The following is a 25,222-nucleotide window of genomic DNA, read 5'->3' as shown; positions in this document are numbered from 1 at the left end:
TCTCGACTCCACGTCATCACCGGCCTTGTGCCGGTGATCCCGATAAGAAAAGCGCAGCACCTCACAGCATCGGGATGGCCGGGACGAGCCCGGCCATGACGAGAAGCGTTTCAGCCGTCACTCCGCTGCGATCGGCAGCGGCCGGGGCTTGGCGCGGAACTTGGCCAGGAGATCGGCCTCCTCCGCTTTTGCCGCCTTCAGATTCCGCTCCTTCACGTGGCCGAAGCCGCGGATCTTCTGCGGGATGCCGGCAAGACCGACGGCCATCGCATGGTTGTCCGCATTGAGCCTCGCCACGATCTCCTCGATCACCCCTTCGAACTCGCGGACGAGCTGGCGTTCGGTGCGGCGCTCGTGAGTGTAGCCGAAGACATCGAGCGGCGTGCCGCGCAGCGCCTTGAACTTCGCCAGAACGCCCATGACTTTGAGCATCCAGGGCCCGAAGCTCGTCTTGCGCGGAAGGCCCGTGACCGGATCTTTCTTCGCCAGGATCGGCGGCGCCATGTGGAACTCGTAAGTCAGGTTCTCACCCTCGAAGGCGGAGGCGACTTGGCGTTCGAAATGACCGTTCGTGTAGAGGCGCGCGACCTCGTACTCGTCCTTGTAGGCCATGAGCTTGAAGAGCGAGCGCGCCACCGCATCAGTGAGCGCGGTCGAGCCGGAAGCGGCCTTGTCCTCTGCCGCGCGCACGCGCTCGACGAGGCTGCCGTAGCGCCGGGCATAGCGCCTGCTCTGGTACTCGGACAGGAACGCCATGCGCCGCTCGACCACCTCATCGAGCGTCTCCGACAGCTTGCGCGATTCCGTCGGCGCCTTGAGCTCGCTCATCATGGCGGCGATCAGCTCCGGCTCTGCGGCCGCCCGGCGGCCCCAGGCGAAGGCTGAGAGGTTCATCTTCACCGCCTCGCCGTTGAGCTGGATCGCCTTCTCGATGGCAGCACCCGAGAGCGGCACGCGGCCGGTCTGGTAGGCATAGCCCAGCATGAACATGTTGGCCGCAATCGCATTGCCGAGAAGTGCGGTGGCAATCGCCGTCGCATCGACGAAGGACACGCCGTCTGCACCCGCAGCCGACTTGATCGCGCGCTTGAGACGTTCGGTCGGCAGGGAGAAATCGGCATTGCGGGTGAACTCGCCCGGCATCACCTCCGCCGTGTTGACCACGAGCGCCGTCTGCCCCTCCTTCACGGAGGCCAGCACCTTCTTCGTACCCGTCACCACGAGATCGCAGCCGAGCACGAGATGGGCCGATTCCGCGCTCACGCGGATGGCATGGATATCGTCCTGGCTGTTGGCAAGCCGTACATGGCTGTAGACCGCGCCGCCCTTCTGGGCGAGGCCGGCCATGTCGATCATGCCCAGGCCCTTGCCTTCGAGATGGGCCGCCATGCCGAGGATCGCCCCGATGGTCACGACGCCCGTGCCGCCGATACCTGTCACGATCACGTTGAAGGTGCGGTCGATGGCGGGAATTGCCGGATCGGGCAACGGCTTGAGACTCACGCCTTCCGTCGAGATGGTCTCAGGGACGGCCTTCTTGATCTTGGCCCCGTGCACCGTCACGAAGGACGGGCAGAAGCCCTGGACACAGGAGAAGTCCTTGTTGCAGTTCGACTGATCGATCTGGCGCTTGCGGCCGAACTCGGTCTCCACCGGCTGCACGGCCACGCAGTTCGATTGCACCGAGCAATCGCCGCAGGCCTCGCAGACGAGATCGTTGATGATGACGCGCTTGTCCGGATCCGGGAACTCGCCCCGCTTGCGGCGGCGGCGCTTCTCGGACGCGCAGGTCTGATCGTAGATCATCACCGTCACGCCGGGAACTTCCGCCAGCTGGCGCTGCACGGCATCGAGCTCGCTGCGGTGGTGGATCGTCATGCCTGCCGGCCAGCGAATCTCCCTGGGGTATTTGTGCGGCTCGTCGGTGACCAGCGCGATGCGCTCGACGCCCTCTTCGCGCACCTGACGGGCGATCATGTCGACGGTGAGCCCGCCCTCGTGCTTCTGCCCGCCGGTCATGGCGACCGCGTCGTTGAAGAGGATCTTGTAGGTGACATTGGTCTTGGTATGGATCGCCCAGCGCAGGGCCAGGACACCCGAATGGTTGTAGGTGCCGTCGCCGAGATTCTGGAACACGTGGCCGCGTCTGGAGAACGGCGCCTCGCCGATCCAGTTCGCCCCCTCGCCGCCCATCTGCGTGAAACCCTCGGTGGAGCGGTCCATCCACTGCACCATGTAATGGCAGCCGATGCCCGCATAGGCGCGCATGCCTTCCGGCACCTTCGTCGAGGAATTGTGCGGACAGCCGGAGCAGAAATGCGGCACGCGGGTTGCCACGTCGCCCGTCGTGGCCAGCACCTCCTGCGCATGGCGAAGCCGCGCCACGCGGCCGCGCAGGTCGTCGTTGTTGTGATAGGAGAGCAGCCGCTCGCCGATGGCGATGGCGATGTCGTTAGGATCGAGCGCGCCCTTCACGGGGAAGAGCCAGCGGCCCTCCTCGTCCTTCTTGCCGATGCAGAGCGGCTGGTTGGCGGTGCCGTAGAGCTCTTCGCGCAGCTGCACCTCGATGAGAGAGCGCTTCTCCTCGACCACGATGACCTTGTCCAAGCCTCGCGCGAAGTCCACCAACTCACGTTGTGAGAGCGGCCAGGGGCACGCGACCTTGTAGAGCCGCAGACCCATGTCGTTCGCCTTCACCTCGTCGAGGCCGAGCTCGTCGAGGGCCTGACGCACGTCCAGATAGGACTTGCCGACGGTGATGATGCCGATCTTCGGATTGCGGCCGCCGGAGAGAACGATGCGGTTGAGATTGTTGGCGCGCACGAAGGCCAGCATGGCGTCGCGCTTGAAATCCTGAAGCCGCGCCTCCTGATCGAGAACGCCGTCGCGGTTGCGGATGTTGAGGCCGCCCGGCGGCATCGTGAAATCATCGGGCAAGACGATCTTCACGCGGTCCAGCGACGCGTCGACGGAAGCGGTCGACTCGATGTTGTCCTTCACGCATTTGAAAGCGACCCAGGTGCCGCAGAAGCGGCTCATGGCATAGCCATAGAGACCGTAATCCAAGATCTCCTGAACGCCCGCCGGGTTCAGGATCGGCATCATCACGTCGACGAAGTGGAATTCAGACTGGTGGGCGACGGTGGAGGATTCCGCCGTGTGATCGTCACCCATCAGCGCCAGCACGCCGCCGTGCTTCGAGGAGCCTGCCATGTTGGCGTGGCGGAACACGTCGCCCGAGCGGTCGACGCCGGGGCCCTTGCCGTACCAGAGGCCGAACACGCCGTCATACTTGCCGTCGCCGCGAACCTCAGCCTGCTGCGAGCCCCAGATCGCCGTGGCGGCGAGTTCCTCGTTGAGGCCGGGCTGGAACACGATGTTGGAGGCTTCCAGCCATTTCCGGGCGCGCCAGAGATTCTGGTCGAGACCGCCGATGGGAGAGCCGCGATAGCCGGAGACGAAACCGGCCGTGCTGAGGCCGGCGAGCCGATCCCGCTCGCGCTGCATCAGCAGCATGCGGATGACGGCCTGCGTGCCGGTGATGAAGACGTGATCCTTGGAGAGATCGTATTTGTCGTCGAGCGTTATGTTACGGAGTGCACCATGACCGTCGGCCATTATCCGATTTCCTCCTGGGGCCTCTGCCCCGCTGCCGGTGTTCCGGTCTTATTGTCGTAAAATATGTCAGTAATGCTGACATAACTCGGGGAACCCGTCAATCAAGCTGATCGATCAAGCGCCTTCGTTTCGCCTCTGTTAACCATGAAACGCTCATATCGCTCTCAATGCACGGCTTTACGCCGGAAGCTTCGCTTTCCCAGGGTCAACGCATGACACGCCATCTCGGTCTGAAATCTGCCTTGACGGCCTTAGGCATAGGCTTGGCCTCGCCTGCCCTGGCGCATCCCCATGTCTGGGTCACCGCCAAGGCCGAGGTCGTCTTCGCACCCGATGGGAAAGTGACGGGTGTCCGGCACCACTGGACCTTCGATGAGGCCTATACGGCTTATGTCACCCAGGGCCTCGACAAGAACGGTGACGGCAAGCTGACCCCTGAAGAGCTCCAGGATCTCGCCACCGAGAATGCCGCCTCCCTCAACGAGTTCGATTACTTCACGGTGCTGAAGGCCCGCGGCAAGCCACAGAGCTTCGACGCGCCGCGCGAGGCCCGGATGAGCATGGAGAAGACTCAGGTTTCCATGTCATTCTTCCTGCCACTCAAGGTGCCGGCGGTGCCCTCGGGGGCCGTGTCCATCGAGATCGAGGACCCGACCTTCTTCGTCTATTTCAGCCTGTCGGAGGGCCAGGCAGCCGTGTCCCTCGCCAATGCGCCCCAAGGCTGCGTGACAAGCATCGCGAAGGCCAAGCCCCTCGACGCCACCATGCAGCAGATCCTGCAGGACGAAGGTGCCATCCAGACGCAGGATATCGGCATTGAATATGCTAACAGGGCCATCATCGCATGTCCCTGACGTCGGACGCCACTGCCCTTCCAGGCACCGGCCGGCCGGTGCTGTGGCGGCGGCTCGGCCTCATGCTGGCCGCCATCGCGATCATTGCTCTGGCCATGGGACTGATCGGGCTCTGGCTCGGACCGTTGAGCAAGCCGCCGCCGCGCAATCCGTTCGGTATGGGCCTGCGCGAGGCAACGCCCTCGGGAAGCCTCGGGGCCTGGATCCTGTCCGTGCAGTCTGGCTTCTACGGGAGCCTGCAGGCCGGCGTACGCGAGATGAAGGAGGATGGCTCCGCCCTGTTCTCCCTGCTGCTCGTCGGCTTTGCCTATGGCGTCTTTCATGCAGCAGGGCCCGGCCACGGCAAGGGTGTGATCTCCGCCTATCTCGTGGCCGACGAGAAGGCTTTGCGCAAAGGCTTTGCCTTGAGCTTGGCGGCGGCCCTCGTGCAGGCGCTGGTCGCCATCGGGATCGTCGCCATCGTTAGCCTGATGCTGCGCGCCACCGCCTCCACCATGAACAAGCTTGCCCTGAACGTGGAGTTGGCGAGCTTCATCGCCGTGGCCCTCCTCGGCGCCGTTATCACCTGGCGCAAGGCCGGCAAGGTTCTCGGAGTCATGGCGATGGCGCGCAATCCCTACGCGTCCGTCGAGGAGAATTGCGACCACGTCCACATGCCCCCGCCCGAAGAGCTCAGCCGCCTGACCCGCTGGCGCGACATGACGGGTGTGGCCATTGCGGCCGGAATCCGCCCCTGCGCGGGAGCCCTCATCGTCCTGGTCTTCGCCCTGTCGCAGGGGCTCTTCGCGGCCGGCATCGCGGCGACTTTCGCCATGGCGCTCGGCACGGCACTCACCACCGGCGCCATCGCGGCGCTCGCGGTCTTCTTCAAGGCCATGGCTTTAAGGGTCGCCGGCGGACGCGGGACCTCAGGGGCCATCGCCATTGCGGGCCTCGAACTTCTGGCGGCTGCCTTCGTCCTGGTGCTGGGAGCAAGCCTCCTCTACGGCCTCTGGGCGGGCGGCTAACAGAGATTATCGCCGCGATTCGAACGCCATTCTCACGGCAAGGCCGCCCAACACAGTGCCCATCAGCCAGCGTTGCATCACCATCCAGCGGGGGCGGGTTGCCAGGAACACGGCAATCGATCCGGCCATGACGGTGATGACGGAATTCACGCTGACGCTGATGGCGATCTGGGTGAAGCCGAGAACGATGGACTGCATCAGCACGCTGCCCTGTTCCGGACTGATGAACTGAGGCAGGAGCGACAGGTACATCACGGCGATCTTCGGGTTCAGCAGGTTCGTGAGCAGGCCCATCACGAACAGCTTGCGCGGGCTGTCCTTCGGAAGGCCCTCGACGTGAAAGGGTGAGCGTCCGCCGGGCCTGACCGCCTGCCACGCCAGATAGAGAAGATAGGCCGCTCCGCCGAAGCGCAGCGCGTCATACGCATAGGGCACGGCCAGCACGAGCGCCGTGATGCCGAAAGCCGCACAGAGCATATAGACGATGAAACCGAGAGCCACGCCGGCAAGCGAGATAAAACCGGCCCCGCGCCCTTGAGAGATAGATCGGGACACCAGGTAGATCATGTTGGGTCCGGGCGTCAGCACCATTCCGAGCGCGACCAGGGCGAAGGCGACGAGGCTTGCGGTTTCGGGCATGAGAAAAATTCCTTCACCGCCCTTGTATCGGATTTCGCGCCTAGAGTCCCGACGACCCGCCATCCGAGCGCGGATCGTGCACGGCCTCGACGCGCCCGTTGCGCGGGTGCTTCACCAGCATGCCGGCATGGCCGAGAGCATCGGCATAGGGCCTGCCCAGCTCCTGAATCGGATGGCCGAAGCCCGACAGAGTGCGGAGCAAGGCCGGATCGAAGCGATCCTCCACCTTCAAGGTTGCGGAGGGCGCCCCCCAGCTCTTGCCGAACAGCCAGCGCGGGGCATCCACGGCATCCGCGAGGCCCATGCCGAAATCGGCATAGCGGGTGAAGATCTGGCCGAGGATCTGCGGCTGCCCCTCGCCGCCCATGGTGCCATAGGAGAGCACGCGCCCGTCGTTGAACACGGCGAGCCCCGGATTGAGGGTGTGGAAGGGCTTGCGGCCCGGCTCCAGCGGGTTGCGGCTCTTCGGGTCGAGGGAGAAGCCCAGGCCCCGGTTGTGCCAGTGGATGCCGGTCGCCGGCAGCACGCAGCCGGAGCCGAAGGCCCAGTAGACGGACTGGATGTAGGACACCGCCAGCCCGCCCTTGTCGATGCACCCCATCCAGATCGTATCGCCCTCGGAAGAGCGCGGCGGAAACGGTGCGGCGCGGCGGGCCTCGATGAGACCGGCCTCCCGCTCCAGGACGGCCGGTTCGAGCCAATCGTCCGGATTGCGGGTGAGCTCTCGGGGATCGGTCACCACCCGGTCGCGGATGGCGAAGGCTCGCTTGGCGGCCTCGATCAGCCCATGGTGGTGCTCCGGCGTCTCGCCGTGCCTGACATTCAGCCGCTCGAACATCCCGAGGATCAGGAGCGAGGCCAGGCCCTGGCTCGGCGGCGGCAGGTTGTAGACGGTCGAGCGCTTCAGCCGGACCGACAGGGGCTGAACGACCCGGGCGCGGTAGGTCTCCAGATCCTTGCGCGTGATCGGGCTGCCGATGCGCTCCAGATCGGCGGCGATCTCGCGTCCGACATCTCCGCGATAGAAATCGGTCAGTCCCGCGTGGGCAAGCTGCTCGAGCGTGTCGGCGAGCTTGAGATTGCGCCGCGTGGTGCCCGCTTCCGGCAGCTTGCCGTCGACGAGGAAGGCTTCGGCGAATCCCGGCGCCGAGAACAGGGCGTCCTGCTCCAGCTGAGCGTTCCGCCCCTCGGCCGCACCGATGGCATAGCCGTTGCGGGCAAAGCGGATCGCATCTCCCAGCAGAAGGTCGAGAGGCAACTGCCCGCCGAGCGCCCTGGCCAGCTCCAGCGCCAGGGCCCATCCGCCGACAGCCCCGGCCACGGTAAGCGCCGCATCCGGCCCGCGCGGCGGGATGGCGTCATAGTCTTTGTCCCGGTAGCGCTCGATCGTCGCAAGCGAGCCTGCCGGCCCCGAGGCGTCGAGGGCATGGATGCGGCCTCTCTGCTCGCGCACGAGCCAGAAGCCGTCGCCCCCGACCCCGTTCATGTGCGGGTAGACCACGGCAATCGCCGCCGCCATGGCGACCATTGCTTCGACCGCGTTCCCGCCTGCGGCAAGAATGGTCTGGCCAGCCTCGGCGGCAAGCCTGTGAGGAGCCGCAACGGCGGCGGTCGAGAAGACAGGGGTTTCGGACATGGTCTCTTGGATGTGAGGCGCGACAGAATGAGATTCGGGGAGAACTTGCACCGGAGGGGGCGTTTAGGGTAGTCCCCTTTGCAAGCGCATCGTACGGACCTCTGGTTCCGCGCCGAATGATGCACCGGTCAAGAATGAGCATCGGATTGATACCGAAAGTGCAAATCCCCTTCCGGGACCGATGCTTTAAACGGAGTTAGGCAAAAGTGGCTCAGGCGAAAAGCACCAACTGGCGCAATGTGATCACCATCATGAGCATCATGGTTCTGGTCGGTGCGGAAGTCTTCGGCGTCGCAATCGCCGCCGGCTGGGCCATCGCGGGCCTGCTCGAGCTCGGCGATTACTTCGGATACGCCCTCATGGGCCTGTTCAGCCTGTTCGCTCTCTACATCCTCGTGAACCTCTGGCGCCGCTGCGTCTCCGTCGAGCCGCTGACCGGGCGCGCCTAGGAGCCTTCGCACGCCTTCATCACGATCGGATCGGCCGCAGGCGGCACATAGGCCTCCATCGGACGGCATTGATCCGAGATGCAGATCCGCCAATCCGCCGTCGCGCCCGAGCGCCGCATGATCACCTCCGCTTGGGGCGGCAGGTTCGGCTTCCACGACCAGGCACCCCTGGCGAATCGGGCATCCGGCGGCGGGTCCATGCCGGCCCCTGACCCACGCACCCGCGCCTCGACGAGCTCGAGCCCCGCCGGACCTGAGCGCCAATCCTCCTCCCAGACGATCTTTTCGACGGAATGCGTCCAGGCGAGGGTGATGGCGCCCGCCATGAGGGGCGCAATCGTCGAACCGGCCAGAAGGCAGATCATCAACTGACGGCGGGCGTGGGAACCCGGCGGGAATGCCAGATATGGAAGCCCACGAAAGCGGCCGACAGCACGAAGCCGATCTCGTCCGTGAGCGGCACCGCCGCCACCAGGAAGGCCGCCGCCACAGCCGCCCAAAGCCGTTCCCACCACGTCAGGGGTTTCAGGAAATAGCCGACGGAGGCCACGCCCCAGAGCACCATGGCGAGCGAGGCCTTGATGACGATGTAGACCACGGCGAGCCAATAGCCCGCTCCCTCAAGCCCCGGCACCGGCTGCAGCATCAGGGTGGGGTCATAGACGGCCATGTAGGGGATGACGAAGCCCGGCAGCGCGATCCTGACCGCCTGGATGCCGATCTTGAGGCCCGATTCCTTCGCCATGGGGGCGGCCGCAAAGGCTGCGAGCGCCACCGGCGGCGTCAGGTCCGCCATGATGCCGAAATAGAACACGAACATGTGCGAGACGATGAGCGGCACGTCGAGCTGCAGCAGGATCGGTGCCGCCAGCGACGAGGTGATGATATAGTTCGGGATGGTCGGAATGCCCATGCCGAGGATCAGGCTGAAGATCATGGTGAGCACGAGGGCCGCGAAGATGTTCTCCTTGCCGATGGAGATCATCCAGGTGCCGACGATGGTGCCGAGTCCCGTCAGCGTCATGGTGCCGATCACGATGCCGACCACCGCGCAGGCGAGGCCGACGGGTAGCGCCTGTCGCGCGCCGTCCGCCATGGCGTCGACGCAGGCCTGAAGCGTCGTGCGTCCGCGACCCGAGAAGGCGTTCCAGAGGGACAAAGCTGCGACGACGAGAACGACGAGCGTCACGGTCGAGGCGAGCGAATAGGCAGCCACCAGCGCCAGGCCGACCCAGAACGCGATGCGCAGAGCCGGAACGGTCAGTCCCGCGGCAATCGCCGTGCCGAGGATCAGGGCCACGGTGAGCGACAGGCCCACGGCGCCGGCAAAGAGCGGCGTGTACCCAGCAAAGAGCAGGTAGACCAGCACGCCGAGCGGCGCGAGGAGGAACCACTTCGTCTTCATCTCGGTCCAGGCATTCGGCAATTCGTTCTTCGGCAGGCCGCGCAGGTTGCGCTTGCCGGCTTCCAGATGCACCGCCAGATAGCAGGCCGCGAAGTATAGAACGGCCGGAATGATCGCGGCCTCGACGATTTTCGAATACGGCACGTCGATGGTCTCGGCCATGATGAAGGCCACGGCCCCCATGACCGGCGGCATGATCTGACCGCCCATCGATGATGTCGCCTCGACGCCGCCGGCGAAGGCGGAGGTGAAGCCGAAGCGCTTCATGAGCGGAATCGTGAACTGGCCTGAAGCCACCACATTGGCGACCCCCGAGCCCGAAACGGTTCCCATGAGCGCGGAGGAGGCCACGCAGACCTTGCCGGGACCGCCCTGCTTGTCGCCGAAGACCGCCATCGAGATGTCGTTGAAGAAGTCGATGACGCCGGCCTTCTCCATGAAGGCACCGAACAGGATGAACAGGAAGATGTAGGTCGCCGAGACCAGGGTTGGCGTGCCGTAGATGCCTTCGGTTCCGAACGACATGTGCTCGATCACCTGTTCGAGCGAGTAACCGCGGTGATCGAGAGGGGCCGGCAGGTAATTGCCGAACAGGCAATAGGCCAGGAAAAGGCCGGCCACGATGGGAAGGGCCGGTCCCATCACGCGCCAGACGAGATAGATCAGGATGGCGAGTGCGGCGATGCCGACGACGAGATCGAGCGTCGTGAGCTCGCCGGCACGAACGACCAGCTCCTCGTAGAGCGCCCAATGGTACAGCCCCACCAGAAAGCTTGCGACGCCGACGATCCAGCCGACGGCGCGCAGGGACGACGAGCCGGAGCGGTGGTTGGCGACCATGGCTGCGGCCACGAGGCACAGGAAGCCCACATGGATGGTGCGCACGACCTGACTCGGCATGCTGCCGCCGAACCAGAGGACGAGCCCGAACGCGCCGGCGATGGCGATCCAGGCGAGAACGCCGTCAACGATGCCGCGGCCGCGCACCGCGAGCCCGATCAGCCAGGCCGCCCAGGCGACCAGGGCGACGACGAGAAGATGCGTGAGGCTCACGCCCGCGATGAAGGGCCGATCGAGGGGAATTCCGAAGGACGTGATGATCTGGAACGTGGAGAACGAGACGGCGATCCAGAACAGGAGCCGGCCGAGGATACCCTCGCCGAAGCTCTCCGGCAGGCCGTGTTCCGGGTTCACGGATTCGGACGGCGCTTCCATCTGGGCGAGTTCGGAATTGTTCACACCCTGGCTCATGGCGCGGCGTCTCCTCGATGATTGGGCTTCATTCTCATGAAAAAGCCGGAGCAGTTCACCTGCCCCGGCCTGATTGTAAATGGTCCGAAGGGTTTAGGAGCCCTGCTTCTTCACGCCCTTCTCGTCGAAGTAGCGCTGGGCGCCCGGATGCATCGGGACAGGCATGCCGGAGAGCGCGCTCTCGAGTTTAATGTCCTTGGCGGCGGCATGGGCCGCGGCGAGATCCGGCAGGCTTTCGTAAATTGCCTTGGTCATCTGGTAGACGGTCTCATCCTTCACGCCGGAATGGGTGACGAGATAGTTCACGACAGCGGCCGTCTGCACGGGGGCAGTCTGGCCCCCATAGGTGTTGGCCGGGATCGTGGCCTTCACATAGGGCGTTCCGACCTTGTCCACGACGCTGGCGGGGATTTCCACCACGACGATCGGCACCGAGGTGGCGAGATCGCGGATCGAGGAGACGCCGAGGCCCGCCGATTGCAGGGTGGCGTCGAGCTGGCGGTTCTTCATGAGCTCGACCGACTCGCCGAAGGGCAGGTATTCGACCTTGCCGAGATCCTTGTAAGAGAGGCCTGCGCCCTGGAGGATCGCCCGGGCGTTGAGCTCAGTGCCGGATTTCGGTGCGCCGACGGAGAGGCGCTTGCCCTTGAGATCCGCGAGCGACTTGATGCCGGATTCCTGCGTCGCCACGATCTGGATGTAGTTGGGATAGATGGCGGTCATGCCGCGCAGCTTGTCGAGCTTGCTCCTGAAGCCGGCCTCCTCGTCGCCCGCCCAGCCCATGGCGAGGCTGTCGCCGAGGGTGAAGCCGATCTCGCCCTTGCCCTGCTGCAGGAGGGTGAGGTTTTCCACAGAGGCCTTCGTGGCCTGGACCGAAGGGCGGGATCCCTGCACCTTGTCCGAGAAGATCTTGGAGAGCGCGACGCCCATCGGGTAATAGACGCCGGAGGTGCCGCCGGTCAGGACGTTGATGAAATCCTGAGCCTGGGCCGGAACGCTTGCTCCCGCAAGGGCAATGGCGGCCGCGGCGCCCATGACGCGGCGCATGACTTTTCGATACATGGCGTACTCCCTAAATTTTGGCACGGCTGGTGCCCTGCCTGTGTGTGGGCCTACTTTGACGGCTGACGAGGATTTCTCAAGAGGCTAAGAGGGACTTAATCCTGCCACCTTGGTCGGTAGGGGTGCGTCCTTTCCACAGACCCATGCGCTCATCCATGATCAATCGCCGCCGCTTCCTCCAAACCGCAACCGCCACGGCCGCCCTTGCCGCGCAAGGTTTTTCCGGACAAGCCCTGGCGCAGCAAGGCCTGAAAATGGGAGCCCCCGCCCCGTTCTCGTTCGTCGATCTGAAGAAGCGGGCGCAGGACATGGCGCGCTCGCCCTATGTGGCGCCGCAGAGTCCCTCGCCCGAGGTGCTGTACCAGATCGACTATGACGCCCATGGCAAGATCCGCTTCAAGACCGACCTGGCGCTCTGGGCCAACGGCCCGAGCGAGTTCCCCGTCACGTTCTTCCACATGGGCCGCTTCTTCCAGAAACCGGTGCGCATGCACGTGGTCGAGGGCGGGCAGGCCCGGGAGATCATCTACGACAGCGACTATTTCGACATGCCGGCGGATTCCCCGGCCCGGAAGCTGCCGGACAATTCGGGCTTTGCCGGCTTCCGCTTCCAGGAGGCCCGCACGGGCAAGCTGGACTGGCGCAAGAACGATTGGGTCGCCTTCCTGGGCGCGTCCTATTTCCGCGCCATCGGCGAGCTCTTCCAGTACGGCCTCTCCGCCCGCGGTCTCGCCGTGGACGTGGCCGTTTTTGGGAAGAACGAGGAGTTTCCCGACTTCACCCATGTCTATTTCGAGACGCCGCAGCCGGGCTCCGACACGGTCACGGTCTATGCCCTGCTCGACGGCCCGAGCGTCGCCGGCGCCTATCGCTTCGTCATGCAGCGAGCGGCCGCCGTCATCATGGACATCGACAGCGCCGTCTACATGCGCCAGGACGTGAGCCGCCTCGGCCTCGCGCCCCTGACGTCCATGTACTGGTATTCGGAAAAATCGAAGGCCACCGCCATCGACTGGCGCCCCGAGATCCATGACTCGGATGGACTTGCCATGTGGACCGGCACCGGCGAGCGAATCTGGCGCCCGCTCAACAACCCGCCGCGCATCATTACGTCGGCCTTTACGGATGACAACCCGAAGGGATTCGGTCTGCTCCAGCGCGACCGGAATTTCGACCACTACCTCGACGGCGTCTATTACGATCGCCGCCCGTCTCTCTGGATCGAGCCGCAGGGCACCTGGGGCCGAGGCTCCATTCAGCTCGTCGAGATCCCGACCGACGACGAGATCCACGACAACGTCGTCGCCATGTGGGTACCGGCGGAGCCGGCACGCGCAGGCCAAGCCCTCGAGCTGCGCTACCGCATGCATTGGGCCGCCGAGGAGCCGTATCCGACACCGCTCGCCCGGGTCGTCGCCACCCGTCTCGGCAATGGCGGACAGGCCGGCACCATCCGGCCCAAGGGCGTGCGCAAGTTCATGGTGGAGTTCATCGGCCAGCCCCTGACCAAGCTGCCGAGCGGCGTGATTCCCAAGCCCGTTCTCACCGCCTCCCGGGGCGAGTTCTCGAACATCCTCACCGAGGCCGTGCCCAACAACGTGCCAGGCCATTGGCGCACACAGTTCGACCTCACCGCGACCGGAACCGAGCCGGTGGAGATGCGCTGCTACCTGCGCAACGAGGATGAGGTCCTGAGCGAAACCTGGCTCTACCAATACCACCCGACGTTCTGAGATATCCTCAAATAAACCATAAGCTTGAGGGAGCGTATAAAATACTGTACGCCCCTAGAAATGCGGATCGACCCGGTCTATGTAGGTGCCATGTCGCATGGTCATCACCACCATCATCATACCCACGAGCATCGGGCGGTCGCCGCCGCCCCGACCTTCTCGCTCCTGCGCCTCTCGGTCGGGCACCGTCTGGCCGGAACGGCCCTCGTGCTGGCCGGTCTGTGGCTGCTGGTCTTCGGAGTGACGGGTTAACCCATGTCCGCAGCATCGCCCGCCATCCGTTTCGATGAGGTGACCCTCGGCTACGGTCGCAGACCTGCCGTGCATCACCTCGACGGCGCGATCCCGGCCGGTAGCCTGATCGCCGTGGTCGGGCCCAACGGAGCCGGCAAGTCGACCCTGCTCAAGGGCATCGTCGGCACGCTCAAGCCCCTCGAAGGCCACATCCGCTGCAATGCCTCCCCGGGCGTCGCCTATCTGCCGCAGGCCGCCGAGATCGACCGGTCCTTCCCGCTCTCGGTCTACGATCTCGTCGCCATGGGCCTCTGGTCCCGCTCCGGCCTCTTCGGCGGCATTTCCCGTCACGACCGTACGAAGATCGAGCAGGCGCTGGCCGCCGTGGGCCTCACCGGCTTCGAGCGGCGGCCGATCTCGACCCTGTCGGGCGGCCAGATGCAGCGGGCGCTCTTCGCGCGCCTGCTCCTGCAGGACGCTCCCGTGATCCTGCTCGACGAGCCGTTTACGGCCATCGACGCCAAGACGACGGCCGATCTGCTGGACCTCGTCCGCCGGTGGCACGACGAAGCCCGCACGGTGGTCGCGGTCCTGCACGATCTCGACATGGTCAAACGCACGTTCCCGCAGACCCTGCTGATCGCCCGCGAGCCGGTGGCCTGGGGCGAGACGGGCGAGGTGCTGAGCCCGGAGAACCTCCTGAAGGCCCGGCGCATGGTCGAGGCGTACGATCCGCATGCGGATATCTGCCACCGCAGCGTCGCGTAAGAGCGCCCATTCATGCTCGACCTGTTCCATACGCCCTTCTCCGAATTCGAGTTCATGCGGCGCGCCCTCGTGGGCGTGATCGCCATCGCTCTGGGCGGCGGTCCTGTCGGCGTCTTCCTGATGCTGCGCCGCATGAGCCTGACCGGCGATGCAATGGCGCATGCGATCCTGCCCGGAGCCGCCGTGGGCTATCTCGTGGCCGGCCTCTCGCTGCCGGCGATGACCATCGGGGGATTGTTCGCGGGCGTCATCGTGGCGGTCGCGGCGGGCCTCGTCTCCCGGTTCACCGCGCTGAAGGAAGATGCCTCTCTGGCGGCCTTCTACCTGCTGTCCCTCGCACTTGGCGTCACCATCGTGTCGCTTCGCGGCTCGAACGTGGACCTGCTGCACGTGCTCTTCGGCACGGTGCTGGCGCTCGACGACAACACGCTGCTGCTGCTCGCTTCCATCTCGACCATCACCGTGCTGGCCCTGGCCGTGCTCTACCGCCCGCTCGTGCTCGAATGCGTGGATCCGATCTTCCTGCGCTCGGTGAGCAATGCCGGCACGCCGACGCATCTGATCTTCCTCGGGCTCGTGGTCATGAACCTGGTCGGCGGCTTCCATGCACTCGGAACCCTGCTGGCGGTGGGCATGATGATGCTGCCCGCCGCGGCATCCCGCTTCTGGACCAGCGACGTCACAATGATGATGCTGGTATCCGTCGGCATCGGCATCGTGTCCGGCTTGAGCGGTCTGCTGCTCTCGTTCCACGCGGAATTGCCCGCGGGGCCGGCGATCATCCTCTCGGCCGGCGCCATCTACGTAATCTCCCTCGTGCTCGGGCGCGAGGGCGGCCTGCTGTGGCTGGCATGGCCCGGCCGGCACCTGGAAGCCTGACCCCTCGCAAAGGATCAAGACCCATGCTGACGCGAAGAGCTGCCGTATCCCTTCTGGCAGGATGCCTCACCCTTGCCGTATCGTCGCTGCCGGTGGCCGCGCAGAACGTCGACAAGCTGAAGGTCGTGGCGACCTTCTCGATCCTCGGCGACATGGTGCGCAACGTCGGCGGCGAGCGCGTCGCGGTGGCAACCCTCGTCGGGCCCAACGGCGATGCGCATGTCTATTCCCCGACGCCCGCCGATGGACGGCGCCTGACCGAAGCGAAGATCGTGTTCACCAACGGCCTGAAATTCGAAGGCTGGATCGATCGTCTCGTGAAGTCGTCCGGCACCAGGGCCGAGAAGATCGAAGCCGCCAAGGGGGTGAAGCCTCTCAAGAGCAACGATGAAGGCCATGGACACGATCACGGCCATGGCGGCTCCGATCCGCATGCATGGCAGAGCATCGGCAATGCGAAGATCTACGTCGCCAATATCCGGGATGCCCTGATCGCCGCGGATGAAGCGGGCAAGGCAGTTTACGAAGCCAATGCCGCATCCTACCTCGAGCGGCTCGATGAAGTGGAAGCGGAGGTGAAAGGTCTTGTCGCCAGGATTCCGCCTGAACGCCGCAGGATCATCACCTCCCACGACGCCTTCCGCTATTTCGAGGAGGCCTACGGCATCGACTTCGTCTCGCCTCAAGGCGTCTCGACCGAGTCGGAAGCCTCCGCCAAGGACGTCGCCCGGATCATCCAGCAGATCAGGCGCGAGACAATCGCCGCCGTCTTTGTGGAGAACGTTTCCGATGCCCGCCTGATGGAGCGCATCGCCAAGGAAACCGGTGCTAAGGTCGGCGAGAAGGTCTATTCCGATGCGCTCTCGGAGCCGAACGGCCCAGCCGGCACTTACATTGACATGATGAGACACAATATAAGGGCTTTCAGCGCGGCCTTATCGAGCTGAAAGCCCCTGATCGCTGCGGCGCTTGGTGTCATTCCCGGCGAGCGCAGCGAGGGAAGGGAATCCAGGTCAGGTTGAACCCCTTACGCCTGGATCCCCTTCCCGGTCTGCGCAGCAGGCCGCCGGGGATGACACCCATAAATTCTGGAAGTTCCGATGACCGACAAGATTCCCGTCACCGTCCTCACAGGCTATCTCGGCGCCGGCAAGACCACCCTTCTCAACCGCATCCTCACCGAGCAGCACGGCAAGAAATATGCCGTGATCGTCAACGAGTTCGGCGAGATCGGCATCGATAACGAACTCGTCGTCGGCGCCGACGAGGAAGTATTCGAGATGAACAACGGGTGCATCTGCTGCACCGTGCGCGGCGACCTGATCCGCATTCTCGACGGCCTGATGAAGCGCAAGGGCAAGTTCGACGCCATCATCGTCGAGACCACCGGCCTCGCCGACCCTGCTCCCGTGGCCCAGACCTTCTTCATGGATCAGGACGTGTCCGACGCCGCCCGCCTCGACGCGGTGGTGACGGTGGCCGATGCCAAGTGGCTCTCCGACCGGCTGAAGGATGCGCCCGAGGCCAAGAACCAGATCGCCTTCGCAGACGTGATCATCCTCAACAAGATCGATCTCGTTTCTGCGCAGGAGCTGGAAGAGGTCGAGGCGCGCATCCGCGCCATCAATCCCTACGCCAAGGTCCACCGCACCCAGAACTGCGCCATCCCGATCTCGGAAGTGCTCGACCGCAAGGCCTTCGATCTCGACCGGATCATCGAGCTTGAGCCGGACTTTCTGGAAGAAGGCCATCACCATCACCATGACGAGGAGATGCAGTCCGTCGCTGTGCATCTGGATGGCGAAGTCGATCCGGAAAAGTTCATGCCGTGGATCTCGAACCTGACCCAGGTCGACGGCCCCAACATCCTGCGCTGCAAGGGCATCGTGGCTTTCCCGAATGAGCCGAAGCGCTTCGTCTTCCAGGGCGTCCACATGATCCTTGACGGCGACGTCCAGGGCGAGTGGAAGCCGGGCGAGAAGCACACCTCGAAGGTGGTCTTCATCGGCCGCGACCTGAACGAGAAGGCAATCAAGGAAGGGTTCCTGGCCTGCGCGGCCTGATCACCGGAGAGGCCGACCCCGGTTCAGCCCGGGCCGCCGCCCTTCGCCAGGCAGTTCCGCACGTGAGCCCTGCGGGCGGCGATGATCTGATTGGTCTCCCGCCGGCAGGCCGCCTTCTGCGCCTCTCTCGCCGACGGTTCCGCGCTCGATTCCTGGGCGGACAGCTGGGGAGATAGTTTCACGGCAAAGGCCGCCAAAGGCACGGCTCGCATTCAATCACGCCTTCTTGGAACGCGCAGTCCGATCCAAGGCTTGGAATGGGCTAAGGCACACAAGGCCTGATCCCAGGATCATTGTTGAATCACCCGGTTTTCCGCCTCCCACTGCGCTGGTCCAGAAATGAGCATTGGATGCGACCCGAAGGTGGTGTCCACTCCCGGGTCCGATGCTATATGGCAGCGCGTATGAAGGGATTGCTTTGATGAGTATTGGAACCGCTCCATCCTTGACACAGAACGTGGCGCCCGTGACGGCTGGCGCGCATGTCACGGCCATCGGCTGGCTGAAAGGGACGGCCGCCTTCGGCCTCGGCGACGGTGGGGTTCTGCTCAGCAAGGAAGGCGAGAGCCATCGGGTCGAGGCGCATCCGGACGCCGGGGTGCTGATAGCCGCGAGCGACGGCGAGCGCTTCCTCACGGGCGGCGATGACGGCCGCATTGCCGTCACGGGCGCCGACGGCTCCACGAAAACCCTGGCCGAGACCAAGGGCGCCTGGATCGACTCGCTCGCCGTCAATGCCGGTGGCGCCTTCGCCTATGGCGCCGGCAAGCGGGTCGTCGCCCGCGACGACAAGGGTCGGGAGAAGACCCTCGAGGTTCCCTCCGCGGCCCGCGGCCTCGCCTTCGCGCCCAAGGGCTACCGGCTGGCGATTTCCCATTACAACGGTGCGACGCTCTGGTTTCCCAATGTGGAGGCCAAGCCCGAGGTGCTCGAATGGAAGGGCTCGCATCTCGACGTCACTTGGTCGCCCGATGCCCGCTTCGTGGTGACCTCCATGCAGGAGAACGCGCTTCACGGCTGGCGGCTCATCCCCGACAAGGGCCACATGCGCATGAGCGGTTACCCGTCGAAGACGCGCTCCTTCTCCTGGTCCGGCGACGGCAAGTGGTTCGCCACCTCCGGTGCTGAAGCGGCTATCATCTGGCCCTTCGAATCGAAGGAAGGCCCCATGGGCAAGGCGCCGCGGGAATGCGGCGTGCGTCCGGCCAAGGTCAGCCGCGTCGCCTTCCATCCCAACACCTATGTGCTGGCGGTCGGATACGAGGACGGCTGCATCCTGCTCATCCGCCTCAACGACGCCTCCGAACTCCTGGTGCGTCCGGCCGTCAAGGACAGCGGCATCACGGCCATGGCCTGGGATAAGGGCGGCCGGCGCCTCGCTTTCGGCTGCGAAGACGGTCAGGCCGGTATCCTGACCCTGCCCACGTGAGATCGCCCGTGGCCCTGTTCGGCGCCTTTTTAAGAGGGTCTTTTGGCCTGCCGAAGCCCGACAAGCAGGCCGTCGACCGAGTCAAGGATCTCGCCCGCGCGGTCCTTCAGACCCCGCCGGACACCGCCTTTGCCGTCAACGAAATCGCCTGCAACGATCCCGGCTGCCCTGGGATCGAAACCGTGATCCTCGTGATGGAGCCGGGCAAGAAGACCAGGGCCCTGAAGGTCGCCAAGGTCCTCGACGAGGTGATGGAACAAGATATCCTGGCCGCACTTGATCGTTGAGGAGGTCAAGCTTGTCCCGGATCGTTCGAATCATCGCTTTAGGATTGGGCCTTTGCGGCGGCGTCGTCGCCTCGCAAGGACCCGAATTCGCTCAGCAGTACCGTCAGCGCCTTGGCGGTGCGATCGACGAGTTGCGGCAGGTGATCACCCGTTTCGAGGCGGATGCCCAGGCCAGCGGCGAGACCCAGGAAAGCGCCATCGCCCGCCTGCGCTCCAACACCGACGATTTCGTCAGCCGCCAGGGCGCTGCCATGCAGGCGAATGTGGAGCGTCTGAGAAACCTTGAGATCCACCGAGAGACCATGATGCAGGCGGGCCCCTTCGCCAGGGTCGCCCTGATGGCGCGCGACGGAGACCAGGATGTGATGGAAGCGGTCTATCGGGATTTCGAGCCGGCCTTGCCGGTCACCGAGGAGGGAATCCTCTCGACGGCGATCGGCTTCGTGGCGGTCTGGGGCGGCCTTCTTCTGCTGAGCGGTTTTGTCCGCAGGCTGTGGCGGCGGCCGCGTTCACAACGCAGGACGATGCAGGCCTGAAACGTCAGGCTTCGCGCTCCGGCTTTCCGGCCAGCACGATGTAAAATCCCAGGCCGTCGGGGGCCGGCAGGGTTTGCAGCCGGTCGATCCAGCCGCGTTTCTTGGCCTCTAACAGAGCTTTGCCGACCGGCTGGAAGAGCGTCTCGCCGCCGCCTTCCGGCGGGGGATCGAGGCGGATGGCGACCGACTTTCCTCGCGCGAAGCGGCTGCGCTCCAGCATGTCCTGGAGCGACGCCGCAGCTTGCTCGCGGGACACGCCGCGCAAGTCGAGCACGCTCTCGGCATCGACGACGCCCAGGCCGCCGCGGAGCTTGTCGGCGTAGAATTCCTCGAAATGGGGCATTCTTCATCCTCGGATGTCATCCCCGGCGGCTGAGCGGCCGGGGATGACCATGAACGGGGTTACCGCACCAGAATGTTCCGGAACTGCCACGGATCGGAGGAATCGATATCCTCCGGGAAGAAGCCGGGGCGGTCATCGAGCGGCGTCCAGTCGGTATAGACGCCGACAACCGGGCCGAGATAGGGCGTCTGCACTTCGAGGCAGCGGCGGAAGTCGATGTCGTCGGCTTCCACGATGCCCGCATCCGGGTTCTCCAGCGCCCAGACCATGCCGGCCAGTACGGCCGAGGTGACTTGCAGGCCGGTGGCATTCTGGTAGGGGGCAAGCTTGCGGGTCTCCTCGATAGAGAGCTGCGAGCCGTACCAATAGGCGTTCTTGCCATGGCCGTAGAGCAGCACGCCGAGTTCGTCCTTGCCGTCGACGATCTCGTCTTCGGTGAGGATGTGGTGCTTCTCCTGCACCTTGCCCGCATTGCCGAACATCTCGTGCAGGGAGAGCACGGCGTCGTTCGCCGGATGGTAGGCATAATGGCAGGTCGGCCGGTAGGAGACCTTGTCGCCCTCGCGCACGGTGAAGTAGTCCGCGATCGAGATCGCCTCGTTGTGCGTGACGAGGAAGCCGTATTGCGGGCCGGGCGTCGGGCACCAGGAACGGACGCGGGTGTTGGCGCCGGGCTGGAGCAGATAGATCGCGGCGCCGCAGCCCTTGTCATGAGTGCGGCCGTTCTCCGGCATCCAGGTCTCGTGCGTGCCCCAGCCGAGCTCGGCCGGCTGCACGCCTTCCGACACGAAGCCTTCCACGGACCAGGTGTTCACGAACACGCCCATGGGCTTCGGGTGTTCCGCCCGCTGCGTGTCGCGCTCGGCGATATGGATGCCCTTCACGCCCACGCGCTGCATCAGGCGTGCCCAATCCTCGCGGCTCTTCGGCTCTTCGTGATCGATGCCCGTATCCTTGGCGATGTTGAGGAGCGCCTGCTTCACGAACCAGGACACCATGCCTGGATTGGCGCCGCAGCAATTGACCGCCGTGGGGCCGCCGGGCGACTGGCGGCGGGCGTCGAGGATGTTCTCGCGCAGCATGTAGTTGGTGCGCTCGGCCGGGCCGGCGCTTTTGTCGAAATAGAACCCGGCCCAAGGTTCGGCCACGGTGTCGACGTAGAGCGCGCCAAGCTCGCGGCACAGTTCCATGATGGCGCGGGAGGAGGTGTCCACCGACACGTTCACGCAGAAGCCCTGGCCGCCGCCTTCTGTCAGGAGCGGCGTGAGGATCTCGCGATAATTGTCAGGCGTCAGGGCCTTGTCGATGAGCGTCACGCCGCGCACGTCGAGCATGCTGCGGTCCGTATCAACGGGATCGATGACCGTGAACCGGTTCTTGTCGAACTCGAAATGCCGCTCGATCAGAGGCAGCATGCCTTTGCCGATCGAGCCGAAGCCGATCATCACGATCGGGCCGGTGATGCGACCATGAACGGGCCAAGAGGTCATCGATAATTCTCCTTTGCGGAATCCTGGAATAGGACGAGATGTCTCCGGTTTGAACGGTTCCGGGCGCATCTAGGATTGAGGAGCCCTCGGGGTCAATGGCTGTGGCTCCTCGCAAGGGCCGGAGGGCGATTTTCCTGCGGATGTCGAAGGCAAGATGACAACGACAGACCTGCCATGCTCGTTTCACCCTCGACATTGTGAAACAAGGCTGCATGATCGCAGGCTCCTTCGTCTCTCAACCGACCGCGACCGATGAAATTTCACGAACTTGTCAGGCATTATTGGCGCGTCATCGGCCTCGGCTTCGCCCTGACCTTCCTGTCCTCCTTCGGCCAGACCTTCTTCATCTCCCTGTCGGGCCCGAACATCCGCGAGGCCTTCGGCCTCACGCACGGCGCCTTCGGGGCGATCTACTCCCTCGCGACCCTGTCCTCGGGCCTGCTGATGATCTGGGTCGGCAGCGTCATCGACCGGGTCGATATCCGGCTCTATGCCACCACGGCCATGCTCGGCCTGGCGGCCGCCGCCGTCGGCTTGTCCTTCGCGCCCAACATCATCGTGCTGGGACTGAGCCTGTTCGCCCTGCGCCTTTTCGGCCAGGGGATGCTCAGCCATGCGGGCGTGATGAGCACGGCCCGTTTGCACGAAGGCGTGCGCGGCCGTGCGCTGGGCGTGGCGGCGCTCGGCTTTCCGGCCGGCGAAGCGACCCTTCCGGCCCTTGCCATCACGCTGATCGCGGCGTTCGAATGGACCGGCGCCTGGCGCATTGCGGCGCTCGTCATCATCGCGGCGCTGGCCATCGGATGGCTGCTCGGCTTCCTTCTCACGACGAAGGATCCGGAGCTCGACGGCTCGACCCGCAAAAAGGCCGTGAACGGCACGGGCCCACGCTGGAACGACATCCTGCGCGACTGGCGCTTCCTCGCGCTCATCCCCACCATGATCGGCTATCCGGCAATCATGACGGCATACTTCTTCCACCAGCGTTTCATCGCCGACCTGAAGGGCTGGTCCCTGGAGCTTCTGGCCAGCAGCATCACGCTCTTCGCGCTGGTGTCCGTGGTGGTCGCCATGAGCGCGGGCAGTTTCGTGGACCGCTTCGGCGCCGTGCGCCTCAGCCACTTCTATCTGGCCGGCATGACGGCGGCATCCATTGCCCTTGCGGCCTTCGACGGACCGCTTCTGCCACTCGTGTTCTTCGGCCTGATCGGCCTCACGTCCGGTTGCACCAACGTGGTGATCGCAGCCGTCCTGGCCGAGTTGTTCGGCACCGCTCATCTGGGCAAGATTCGCGCGCTCGCCGGCGCGATCATGGTGGTGGCCTCGGCCGCGACGCCGGGCGCCATCGGGCTTCTGTTCGACGCCGGGGTGAGTCTTGCAGCGATCTGCTTAGGCTTCGTGGCCTACATGATCGCAGCCGCCGCCGTCACCTTCGTGCTGCCCAATCCGAGGGCCGCGCGTTTTCGGCCCTCGGAGGGATAGGCGGCGTCAGAGCGCCGGGCGAAGGCCCGCCAGCGCACCCTGCGCGGCAGCCGCAACGAGAGCGCCGAGATCGGGCTTTTGCTCGAAGGAACCCGTCGCGGAGACAAGGCCGCGCGCATTGTCGAGCGCGCCCGCCTCGAGCTCGAGAGCCAGGAAGCGGTTGCGCTCGTAGGGACCCGGAAGCCAGAGAGAATCGGTCTTGGTCGTGGAGAAGCCGAAGCGCTCGTAATAGGGCGCATCGCCTACCAGCAGCACCGCCTTGTGGCCGAGATCGCCCGCGCGCTTCAGCGCCTCGCGCACGAGCTTGCCGCCGAGGCCGAGGCTCTGCACGGCCGGGGCGATGGCGATGGGCCCGAGCATCAGAGCAGGACGGTTCGGACCGGCCGAGACATGCCACAGGCGCACCGTTCCGATGATTTCGCCGTCCCGGTCGATGACCAGGGACAAATCGTCGGCCGGCATCCTGCCCTCGCGCAGGCGTTCGCAGGTCTTCTGGAACCGGGCGGGCCCGAAGCAGGCATCGAGCAGCGCCTCGCGCGCCTCGACATCGCGGAAGGTTTCTTCGCGGATCGTGATCATGGCCGTGGCCTCCCAAAACACGTGGGGTGAGCGACAGCCCTCGCACCTGTGAGCACCATCGCTCACAGGCCGTCCGGGACAACTCTGTTGGGGTTGATGCCTGCCTCGTTTCCCGAGGCAGGCGGGACGTGAATCAGATCACGTAGGACTTGAGCGGCGGGAAGCCGTTGAATGCGACCGCCGAGTAGGTGGTCGTGTAGGCGCCCGTGCCCTCGATCAGCACCTTGTCGCCGATCTCCAGCGAGACGGGGAGCGGATAAGGCTCCTTCTCGTAGAGAACGTCGGCCGAGTCGCAGGTCGGACCCGCGAGCACGCACGGCACCTTGCGGTCGTGGTCGCGCTCGCTGCGGATCGGATAGCGGATCGACTCGTCCATCGTCTCGGCGAGACCGCCGAACTTGCCGATGTCGAGATAGACCCAGCGCACCTCGTCCTCGTCCTGGCTCTTCTTCGAGATCAGGACGACTTCGGTCTCGATGACGCCGGCGTTGCCGACCATGCCGCGGCCCGGCTCGATGATCGTCTCCGGAATGCGGTTGCCGAAGTGCTTCGACAGCGCCCGGAAGATCGACTCGCCGTAGGCTTCGACCATGGGAACCGTCTTCAGGTACTTCGTCGGGAAACCGCCGCCGAGATTGACCATCGACAGGTGGATGCCGCGATGCGCGCATTCACGGAAGATCGCCGAAGCGGAACCGAGAGCCTGATCCCAGGCTTCCGTGTTGCGCTGCTGCGAGCCCACGTGGAAGGACACGCCGTAAGCCTCCAGGCCTTGGCGATAGGCATGCTCCAGCACGTCCACGGCCATCTCGGGCACGCAGCCGAACTTGCGGGAGAGCGGCCACTCAGCGCCGGCGCCGTCGCACAGGATGCGGCAGAACACCTTCACGTCGGACGCGTCGATGCCTACCGTCGCGGCTGCGCGGGCGATCTTCTCGACTTCGGCCTCGCAATCGACCGCATAAAGGCGTACGCCGAGCTCGAGAGCGCGAACGATGTCGCGCTCCTTCTTGATCGTGTTGCCGAAGGAGATGCGGTCAGGCGTCGCGCCGGCATCCAGCGCGAGCTGGATCTCGACCACGGATGCCGTGTCGAAGCACGAGCCGAGCTCGGCCAGGAGCTTGAGCACCTGCGGTTCCGGGTTCGCCTTCACGGCGTAGAACACGCGCGTGTCGGGGAGCGCACGGGCAAACTTGGAGTAGTTGTCGCGCACGACCTCGAGGTCGACGACAACGCAAGGGCCGTCCTCACGTCGGTTGCGCAGGAATTCACGGATGCGCTGAGTCATGGCGCTCTCCCCACCAAAGGTTCAATGGAGGTCTTGTGGAGCCTCCGGATTGAAATTCAGACGATCAGGACTTCCTGCCGTCCGGCGTCAGCGAGGGAAGATGACATCCCGCTTCGTGCGATGGAGACACGAATGGCGCGATGGGCTCTTCACCCGACGATGCTGCCTTGGATTGGATGGGGATACTCCA

The 25,222-nt window shown here is 64.9% G+C and carries 24 protein-coding genes; 13 read left to right on the top strand and 11 right to left on the bottom strand.

Translation table 11 applies throughout. The annotated features are described in order from the left end of the window. Positions 1–117: 117 nt before the first annotated feature. Positions 118–3,618, bottom strand: coding sequence for an indolepyruvate ferredoxin oxidoreductase family protein (locus KHP60_RS08835; protein ID WP_213563535.1), 3,501 nt, complete (start codon positions 3,616–3,618; stop codon positions 118–120). A gap of 212 nt (positions 3,619–3,830) precedes the next feature. On the opposite strand from KHP60_RS08835, the gene KHP60_RS08830 reads away from it, so the two are divergent. Continuing rightward, complete coding sequence (locus KHP60_RS08830) at positions 3,831–4,472, top strand: DUF1007 family protein (protein WP_213563534.1); 642 nt, start codon at positions 3,831–3,833, stop codon at positions 4,470–4,472. Beyond that, positions 4,463–5,479 (top strand): nickel/cobalt transporter, encoded by a 1,017-nt coding sequence (locus tag KHP60_RS08825; protein WP_213563533.1) that lies wholly within the window; start codon positions 4,463–4,465, stop codon positions 5,477–5,479. Before KHP60_RS08830 ends, KHP60_RS08825 begins: the two co-directional genes overlap by 10 nt. A 6-nt stretch (positions 5,480–5,485) precedes the next feature. Here KHP60_RS08825 and KHP60_RS08820 read toward each other — a convergent pair whose 3' ends face one another. Both KHP60_RS08820 and KHP60_RS08815 read right to left on the bottom strand, forming a co-directional pair. Beyond that, complete coding sequence (locus KHP60_RS08820) at positions 5,486–6,118, bottom strand: LysE family translocator (protein ID WP_213563532.1); 633 nt, start codon at positions 6,116–6,118, stop codon at positions 5,486–5,488. A gap of 40 nt (positions 6,119–6,158) precedes the next feature. Beyond that, positions 6,159–7,754 carry a gamma-glutamyltransferase family protein gene (locus tag KHP60_RS08815; protein WP_213563531.1) on the bottom strand — a complete coding sequence of 532 codons (1,596 nt, stop codon included), beginning with the start codon at positions 7,752–7,754 and terminating at the stop codon, positions 6,159–6,161. A 251-nt stretch (positions 7,755–8,005) separates the two neighbouring features. Here KHP60_RS08815 and KHP60_RS08810 point away from each other — a divergent pair, with 251 nt between their 5' ends. Next, the gene (locus KHP60_RS08810) at positions 8,006–8,203 is read left to right on the top strand and encodes a hypothetical protein (RefSeq protein ID WP_213563614.1); all 198 of its coding nucleotides are present in this window, start codon (positions 8,006–8,008) and stop codon (positions 8,201–8,203) included. On the opposite strand, the gene KHP60_RS08805 is transcribed toward KHP60_RS08810, so the two are convergent. The 3 genes from KHP60_RS08805 to KHP60_RS08795 all read right to left on the bottom strand — a co-directional run bounded on the left by KHP60_RS08805 (position 8,200) and on the right by KHP60_RS08795 (position 11,906). Continuing rightward, positions 8,200–8,568: a DUF1850 domain-containing protein gene (locus KHP60_RS08805; protein WP_213563530.1), complete on the bottom strand. Its 369-nt coding sequence runs from the start codon at positions 8,566–8,568 to the stop codon at positions 8,200–8,202. The two genes, KHP60_RS08810 and KHP60_RS08805, sit on opposite strands and share 4 nt — an antisense overlap. After that, on the bottom strand, positions 8,568–10,859 hold the full coding sequence (locus KHP60_RS08800) for a TRAP transporter permease (RefSeq protein ID WP_213563529.1): 2,292 nt from the start codon (positions 10,857–10,859) through the stop codon (positions 8,568–8,570). The genes KHP60_RS08805 and KHP60_RS08800 overlap by 1 nt, the downstream gene beginning before the upstream one ends. A gap of 93 nt (positions 10,860–10,952) precedes the next feature. Continuing rightward, positions 10,953–11,906, bottom strand: coding sequence for a TAXI family TRAP transporter solute-binding subunit (locus KHP60_RS08795; RefSeq protein ID WP_409366268.1), 954 nt, complete (start codon positions 11,904–11,906; stop codon positions 10,953–10,955). Positions 11,907–12,076: 170 nt separating this feature from the next. Here KHP60_RS08795 and KHP60_RS08790 point away from each other — a divergent pair, with 170 nt between their 5' ends. The 6 genes from KHP60_RS08790 (at position 12,077) to KHP60_RS08765 (ending at position 17,598) form a co-directional block, all read left to right on the top strand. Beyond that, positions 12,077–13,654, top strand: coding sequence for a glucan biosynthesis protein (locus KHP60_RS08790; RefSeq protein WP_213563527.1), 1,578 nt, complete (start codon positions 12,077–12,079; stop codon positions 13,652–13,654). 90 nt (positions 13,655–13,744) lie between these two features. Further along, positions 13,745–13,906, top strand: a complete 162-nt coding sequence (locus KHP60_RS08785; RefSeq protein ID WP_249688638.1) for a hypothetical protein — start codon at positions 13,745–13,747, stop codon at positions 13,904–13,906. Between the two features lie 3 nt (positions 13,907–13,909). After that, a complete protein-coding gene (aztA, locus tag KHP60_RS08780) occupies positions 13,910–14,656 on the top strand; it encodes a zinc ABC transporter ATP-binding protein AztA (RefSeq protein WP_213563525.1) in 747 nt (248 codons plus the stop codon). Between the two features lie 12 nt (positions 14,657–14,668). Next, positions 14,669–15,535, top strand: coding sequence for a metal ABC transporter permease (locus KHP60_RS08775; RefSeq protein WP_213563524.1), 867 nt, complete (start codon positions 14,669–14,671; stop codon positions 15,533–15,535). Positions 15,536–15,558: 23 nt separating this feature from the next. Further along, positions 15,559–16,482 (top strand): metal ABC transporter substrate-binding protein, encoded by a 924-nt coding sequence (locus tag KHP60_RS08770; protein ID WP_213563523.1) that lies wholly within the window; start codon positions 15,559–15,561, stop codon positions 16,480–16,482. A 153-nt stretch (positions 16,483–16,635) separates the two neighbouring features. Then, positions 16,636–17,598: a GTP-binding protein gene (locus tag KHP60_RS08765; protein ID WP_213563522.1), complete on the top strand. Its 963-nt coding sequence runs from the start codon at positions 16,636–16,638 to the stop codon at positions 17,596–17,598. A gap of 23 nt (positions 17,599–17,621) precedes the next feature. On the opposite strand, the gene KHP60_RS08760 is transcribed toward KHP60_RS08765, so the two are convergent. Then, on the bottom strand, positions 17,622–17,780 hold the full coding sequence (locus KHP60_RS08760) for a hypothetical protein (RefSeq protein ID WP_213563521.1): 159 nt from the start codon (positions 17,778–17,780) through the stop codon (positions 17,622–17,624). Between the two features lie 239 nt (positions 17,781–18,019). On the opposite strand from KHP60_RS08760, the gene KHP60_RS08755 reads away from it, so the two are divergent. From KHP60_RS08755 to KHP60_RS08745, 3 genes are read left to right on the top strand one after another with little or no spacing between them, the layout of a single operon-like run. After that, entirely contained in the window at positions 18,020–19,027 is a 1,008-nt protein-coding gene (locus tag KHP60_RS08755; RefSeq protein ID WP_213563520.1) for a WD40 repeat domain-containing protein, read from the top strand. Between the two features lie 8 nt (positions 19,028–19,035). Then, complete coding sequence (locus KHP60_RS08750; RefSeq protein ID WP_213563519.1) at positions 19,036–19,314, top strand: hypothetical protein; 279 nt, start codon at positions 19,036–19,038, stop codon at positions 19,312–19,314. Between the two features lie 11 nt (positions 19,315–19,325). Beyond that, positions 19,326–19,850 (top strand): DUF2937 family protein, encoded by a 525-nt coding sequence (locus tag KHP60_RS08745; protein ID WP_213563518.1) that lies wholly within the window; start codon positions 19,326–19,328, stop codon positions 19,848–19,850. Between the two features lie 4 nt (positions 19,851–19,854). On the opposite strand, the gene KHP60_RS08740 is transcribed toward KHP60_RS08745, so the two are convergent. Both KHP60_RS08740 and KHP60_RS08735 read right to left on the bottom strand, forming a co-directional pair. Beyond that, positions 19,855–20,193, bottom strand: coding sequence for a hypothetical protein (locus KHP60_RS08740; RefSeq protein ID WP_213563517.1), 339 nt, complete (start codon positions 20,191–20,193; stop codon positions 19,855–19,857). Positions 20,194–20,252: 59 nt separating this feature from the next. Beyond that, positions 20,253–21,683: a homospermidine synthase gene (locus KHP60_RS08735; RefSeq protein WP_213563516.1), complete on the bottom strand. Its 1,431-nt coding sequence runs from the start codon at positions 21,681–21,683 to the stop codon at positions 20,253–20,255. A 252-nt stretch (positions 21,684–21,935) separates the two neighbouring features. On the opposite strand from KHP60_RS08735, the gene KHP60_RS08730 reads away from it, so the two are divergent. Beyond that, positions 21,936–23,165, top strand: coding sequence for a nitrate/nitrite transporter (locus tag KHP60_RS08730; RefSeq protein WP_213563515.1), 1,230 nt, complete (start codon positions 21,936–21,938; stop codon positions 23,163–23,165). Between the two features lie 6 nt (positions 23,166–23,171). On the opposite strand, the gene KHP60_RS08725 is transcribed toward KHP60_RS08730, so the two are convergent. Both KHP60_RS08725 and KHP60_RS08720 read right to left on the bottom strand, forming a co-directional pair. Beyond that, positions 23,172–23,744: a GNAT family N-acetyltransferase gene (locus tag KHP60_RS08725; RefSeq protein WP_213563514.1), complete on the bottom strand. Its 573-nt coding sequence runs from the start codon at positions 23,742–23,744 to the stop codon at positions 23,172–23,174. 133 nt (positions 23,745–23,877) lie between these two features. Continuing rightward, a complete protein-coding gene (locus KHP60_RS08720; RefSeq protein WP_213563513.1) occupies positions 23,878–25,032 on the bottom strand; it encodes a type III PLP-dependent enzyme in 1,155 nt (384 codons plus the stop codon). Positions 25,033–25,222: the final 190 nt, after the last annotated feature.

The organism is Microvirga sp. 3-52 (assembly GCF_018383585.1).
In the GTDB taxonomy this organism is placed as follows: Bacteria; Pseudomonadota; Alphaproteobacteria; order Rhizobiales; family Beijerinckiaceae; genus Microvirga.
The sequence above is the reverse complement of the archived record's forward strand: the minus strand, read 5'-3'. Positions and strand labels throughout refer to the sequence as shown.

Bases quoted from the DNA above. Each gene is read 5' to 3' on its own strand.
- KHP60_RS08740 (WP_213563517.1), bottom strand. From the start codon at position 20,193: ATGCCCCATTTCGAGGAATTCTACGCCGACAAGCTCCGCGGCGGCCTG.
- KHP60_RS08730 (WP_213563515.1), top strand. From the start codon at position 21,936: ATGAAATTTCACGAACTTGTCAGGCATTATTGGCGCGTCATCGGCCTC.
- KHP60_RS08835 (WP_213563535.1), bottom strand. From the start codon at position 3,618: ATGGCCGACGGTCATGGTGCACTCCGTAACATAACGCTCGACGACAAA.
- KHP60_RS08830 (WP_213563534.1), top strand. From the start codon at position 3,831: ATGACACGCCATCTCGGTCTGAAATCTGCCTTGACGGCCTTAGGCATA.
- KHP60_RS08790 (WP_213563527.1), top strand. From the start codon at position 12,077: ATGATCAATCGCCGCCGCTTCCTCCAAACCGCAACCGCCACGGCCGCC.
- KHP60_RS08805 (WP_213563530.1), bottom strand. From the start codon at position 8,568: ATGATCTGCCTTCTGGCCGGTTCGACGATTGCGCCCCTCATGGCGGGC.
- KHP60_RS08815 (WP_213563531.1), bottom strand. From the start codon at position 7,754: ATGTCCGAAACCCCTGTCTTCTCGACCGCCGCCGTTGCGGCTCCTCAC.
- KHP60_RS08770 (WP_213563523.1), top strand. From the start codon at position 15,559: ATGCTGACGCGAAGAGCTGCCGTATCCCTTCTGGCAGGATGCCTCACC.
- KHP60_RS08800 (WP_213563529.1), bottom strand. From the start codon at position 10,859: ATGAGCCAGGGTGTGAACAATTCCGAACTCGCCCAGATGGAAGCGCCG.
- KHP60_RS08820 (WP_213563532.1), bottom strand. From the start codon at position 6,118: ATGCCCGAAACCGCAAGCCTCGTCGCCTTCGCCCTGGTCGCGCTCGGA.
- KHP60_RS08810 (WP_213563614.1), top strand. From the start codon at position 8,006: ATGAGCATCATGGTTCTGGTCGGTGCGGAAGTCTTCGGCGTCGCAATC.
- KHP60_RS08825 (WP_213563533.1), top strand. From the start codon at position 4,463: ATGTCCCTGACGTCGGACGCCACTGCCCTTCCAGGCACCGGCCGGCCG.
- KHP60_RS08755 (WP_213563520.1), top strand. From the start codon at position 18,020: ATGAGTATTGGAACCGCTCCATCCTTGACACAGAACGTGGCGCCCGTG.
- KHP60_RS08725 (WP_213563514.1), bottom strand. From the start codon at position 23,744: ATGATCACGATCCGCGAAGAAACCTTCCGCGATGTCGAGGCGCGCGAG.
- KHP60_RS08765 (WP_213563522.1), top strand. From the start codon at position 16,636: ATGACCGACAAGATTCCCGTCACCGTCCTCACAGGCTATCTCGGCGCC.
- aztA (WP_213563525.1), top strand. From the start codon at position 13,910: ATGTCCGCAGCATCGCCCGCCATCCGTTTCGATGAGGTGACCCTCGGC.
- KHP60_RS08775 (WP_213563524.1), top strand. From the start codon at position 14,669: ATGCTCGACCTGTTCCATACGCCCTTCTCCGAATTCGAGTTCATGCGG.
- KHP60_RS08795 (WP_409366268.1), bottom strand. From the start codon at position 11,906: ATGCGCCGCGTCATGGGCGCCGCGGCCGCCATTGCCCTTGCGGGAGCA.
- KHP60_RS08720 (WP_213563513.1), bottom strand. From the start codon at position 25,032: ATGACTCAGCGCATCCGTGAATTCCTGCGCAACCGACGTGAGGACGGC.
- KHP60_RS08785 (WP_249688638.1), top strand. From the start codon at position 13,745: ATGTCGCATGGTCATCACCACCATCATCATACCCACGAGCATCGGGCG.
- KHP60_RS08735 (WP_213563516.1), bottom strand. From the start codon at position 21,683: ATGACCTCTTGGCCCGTTCATGGTCGCATCACCGGCCCGATCGTGATG.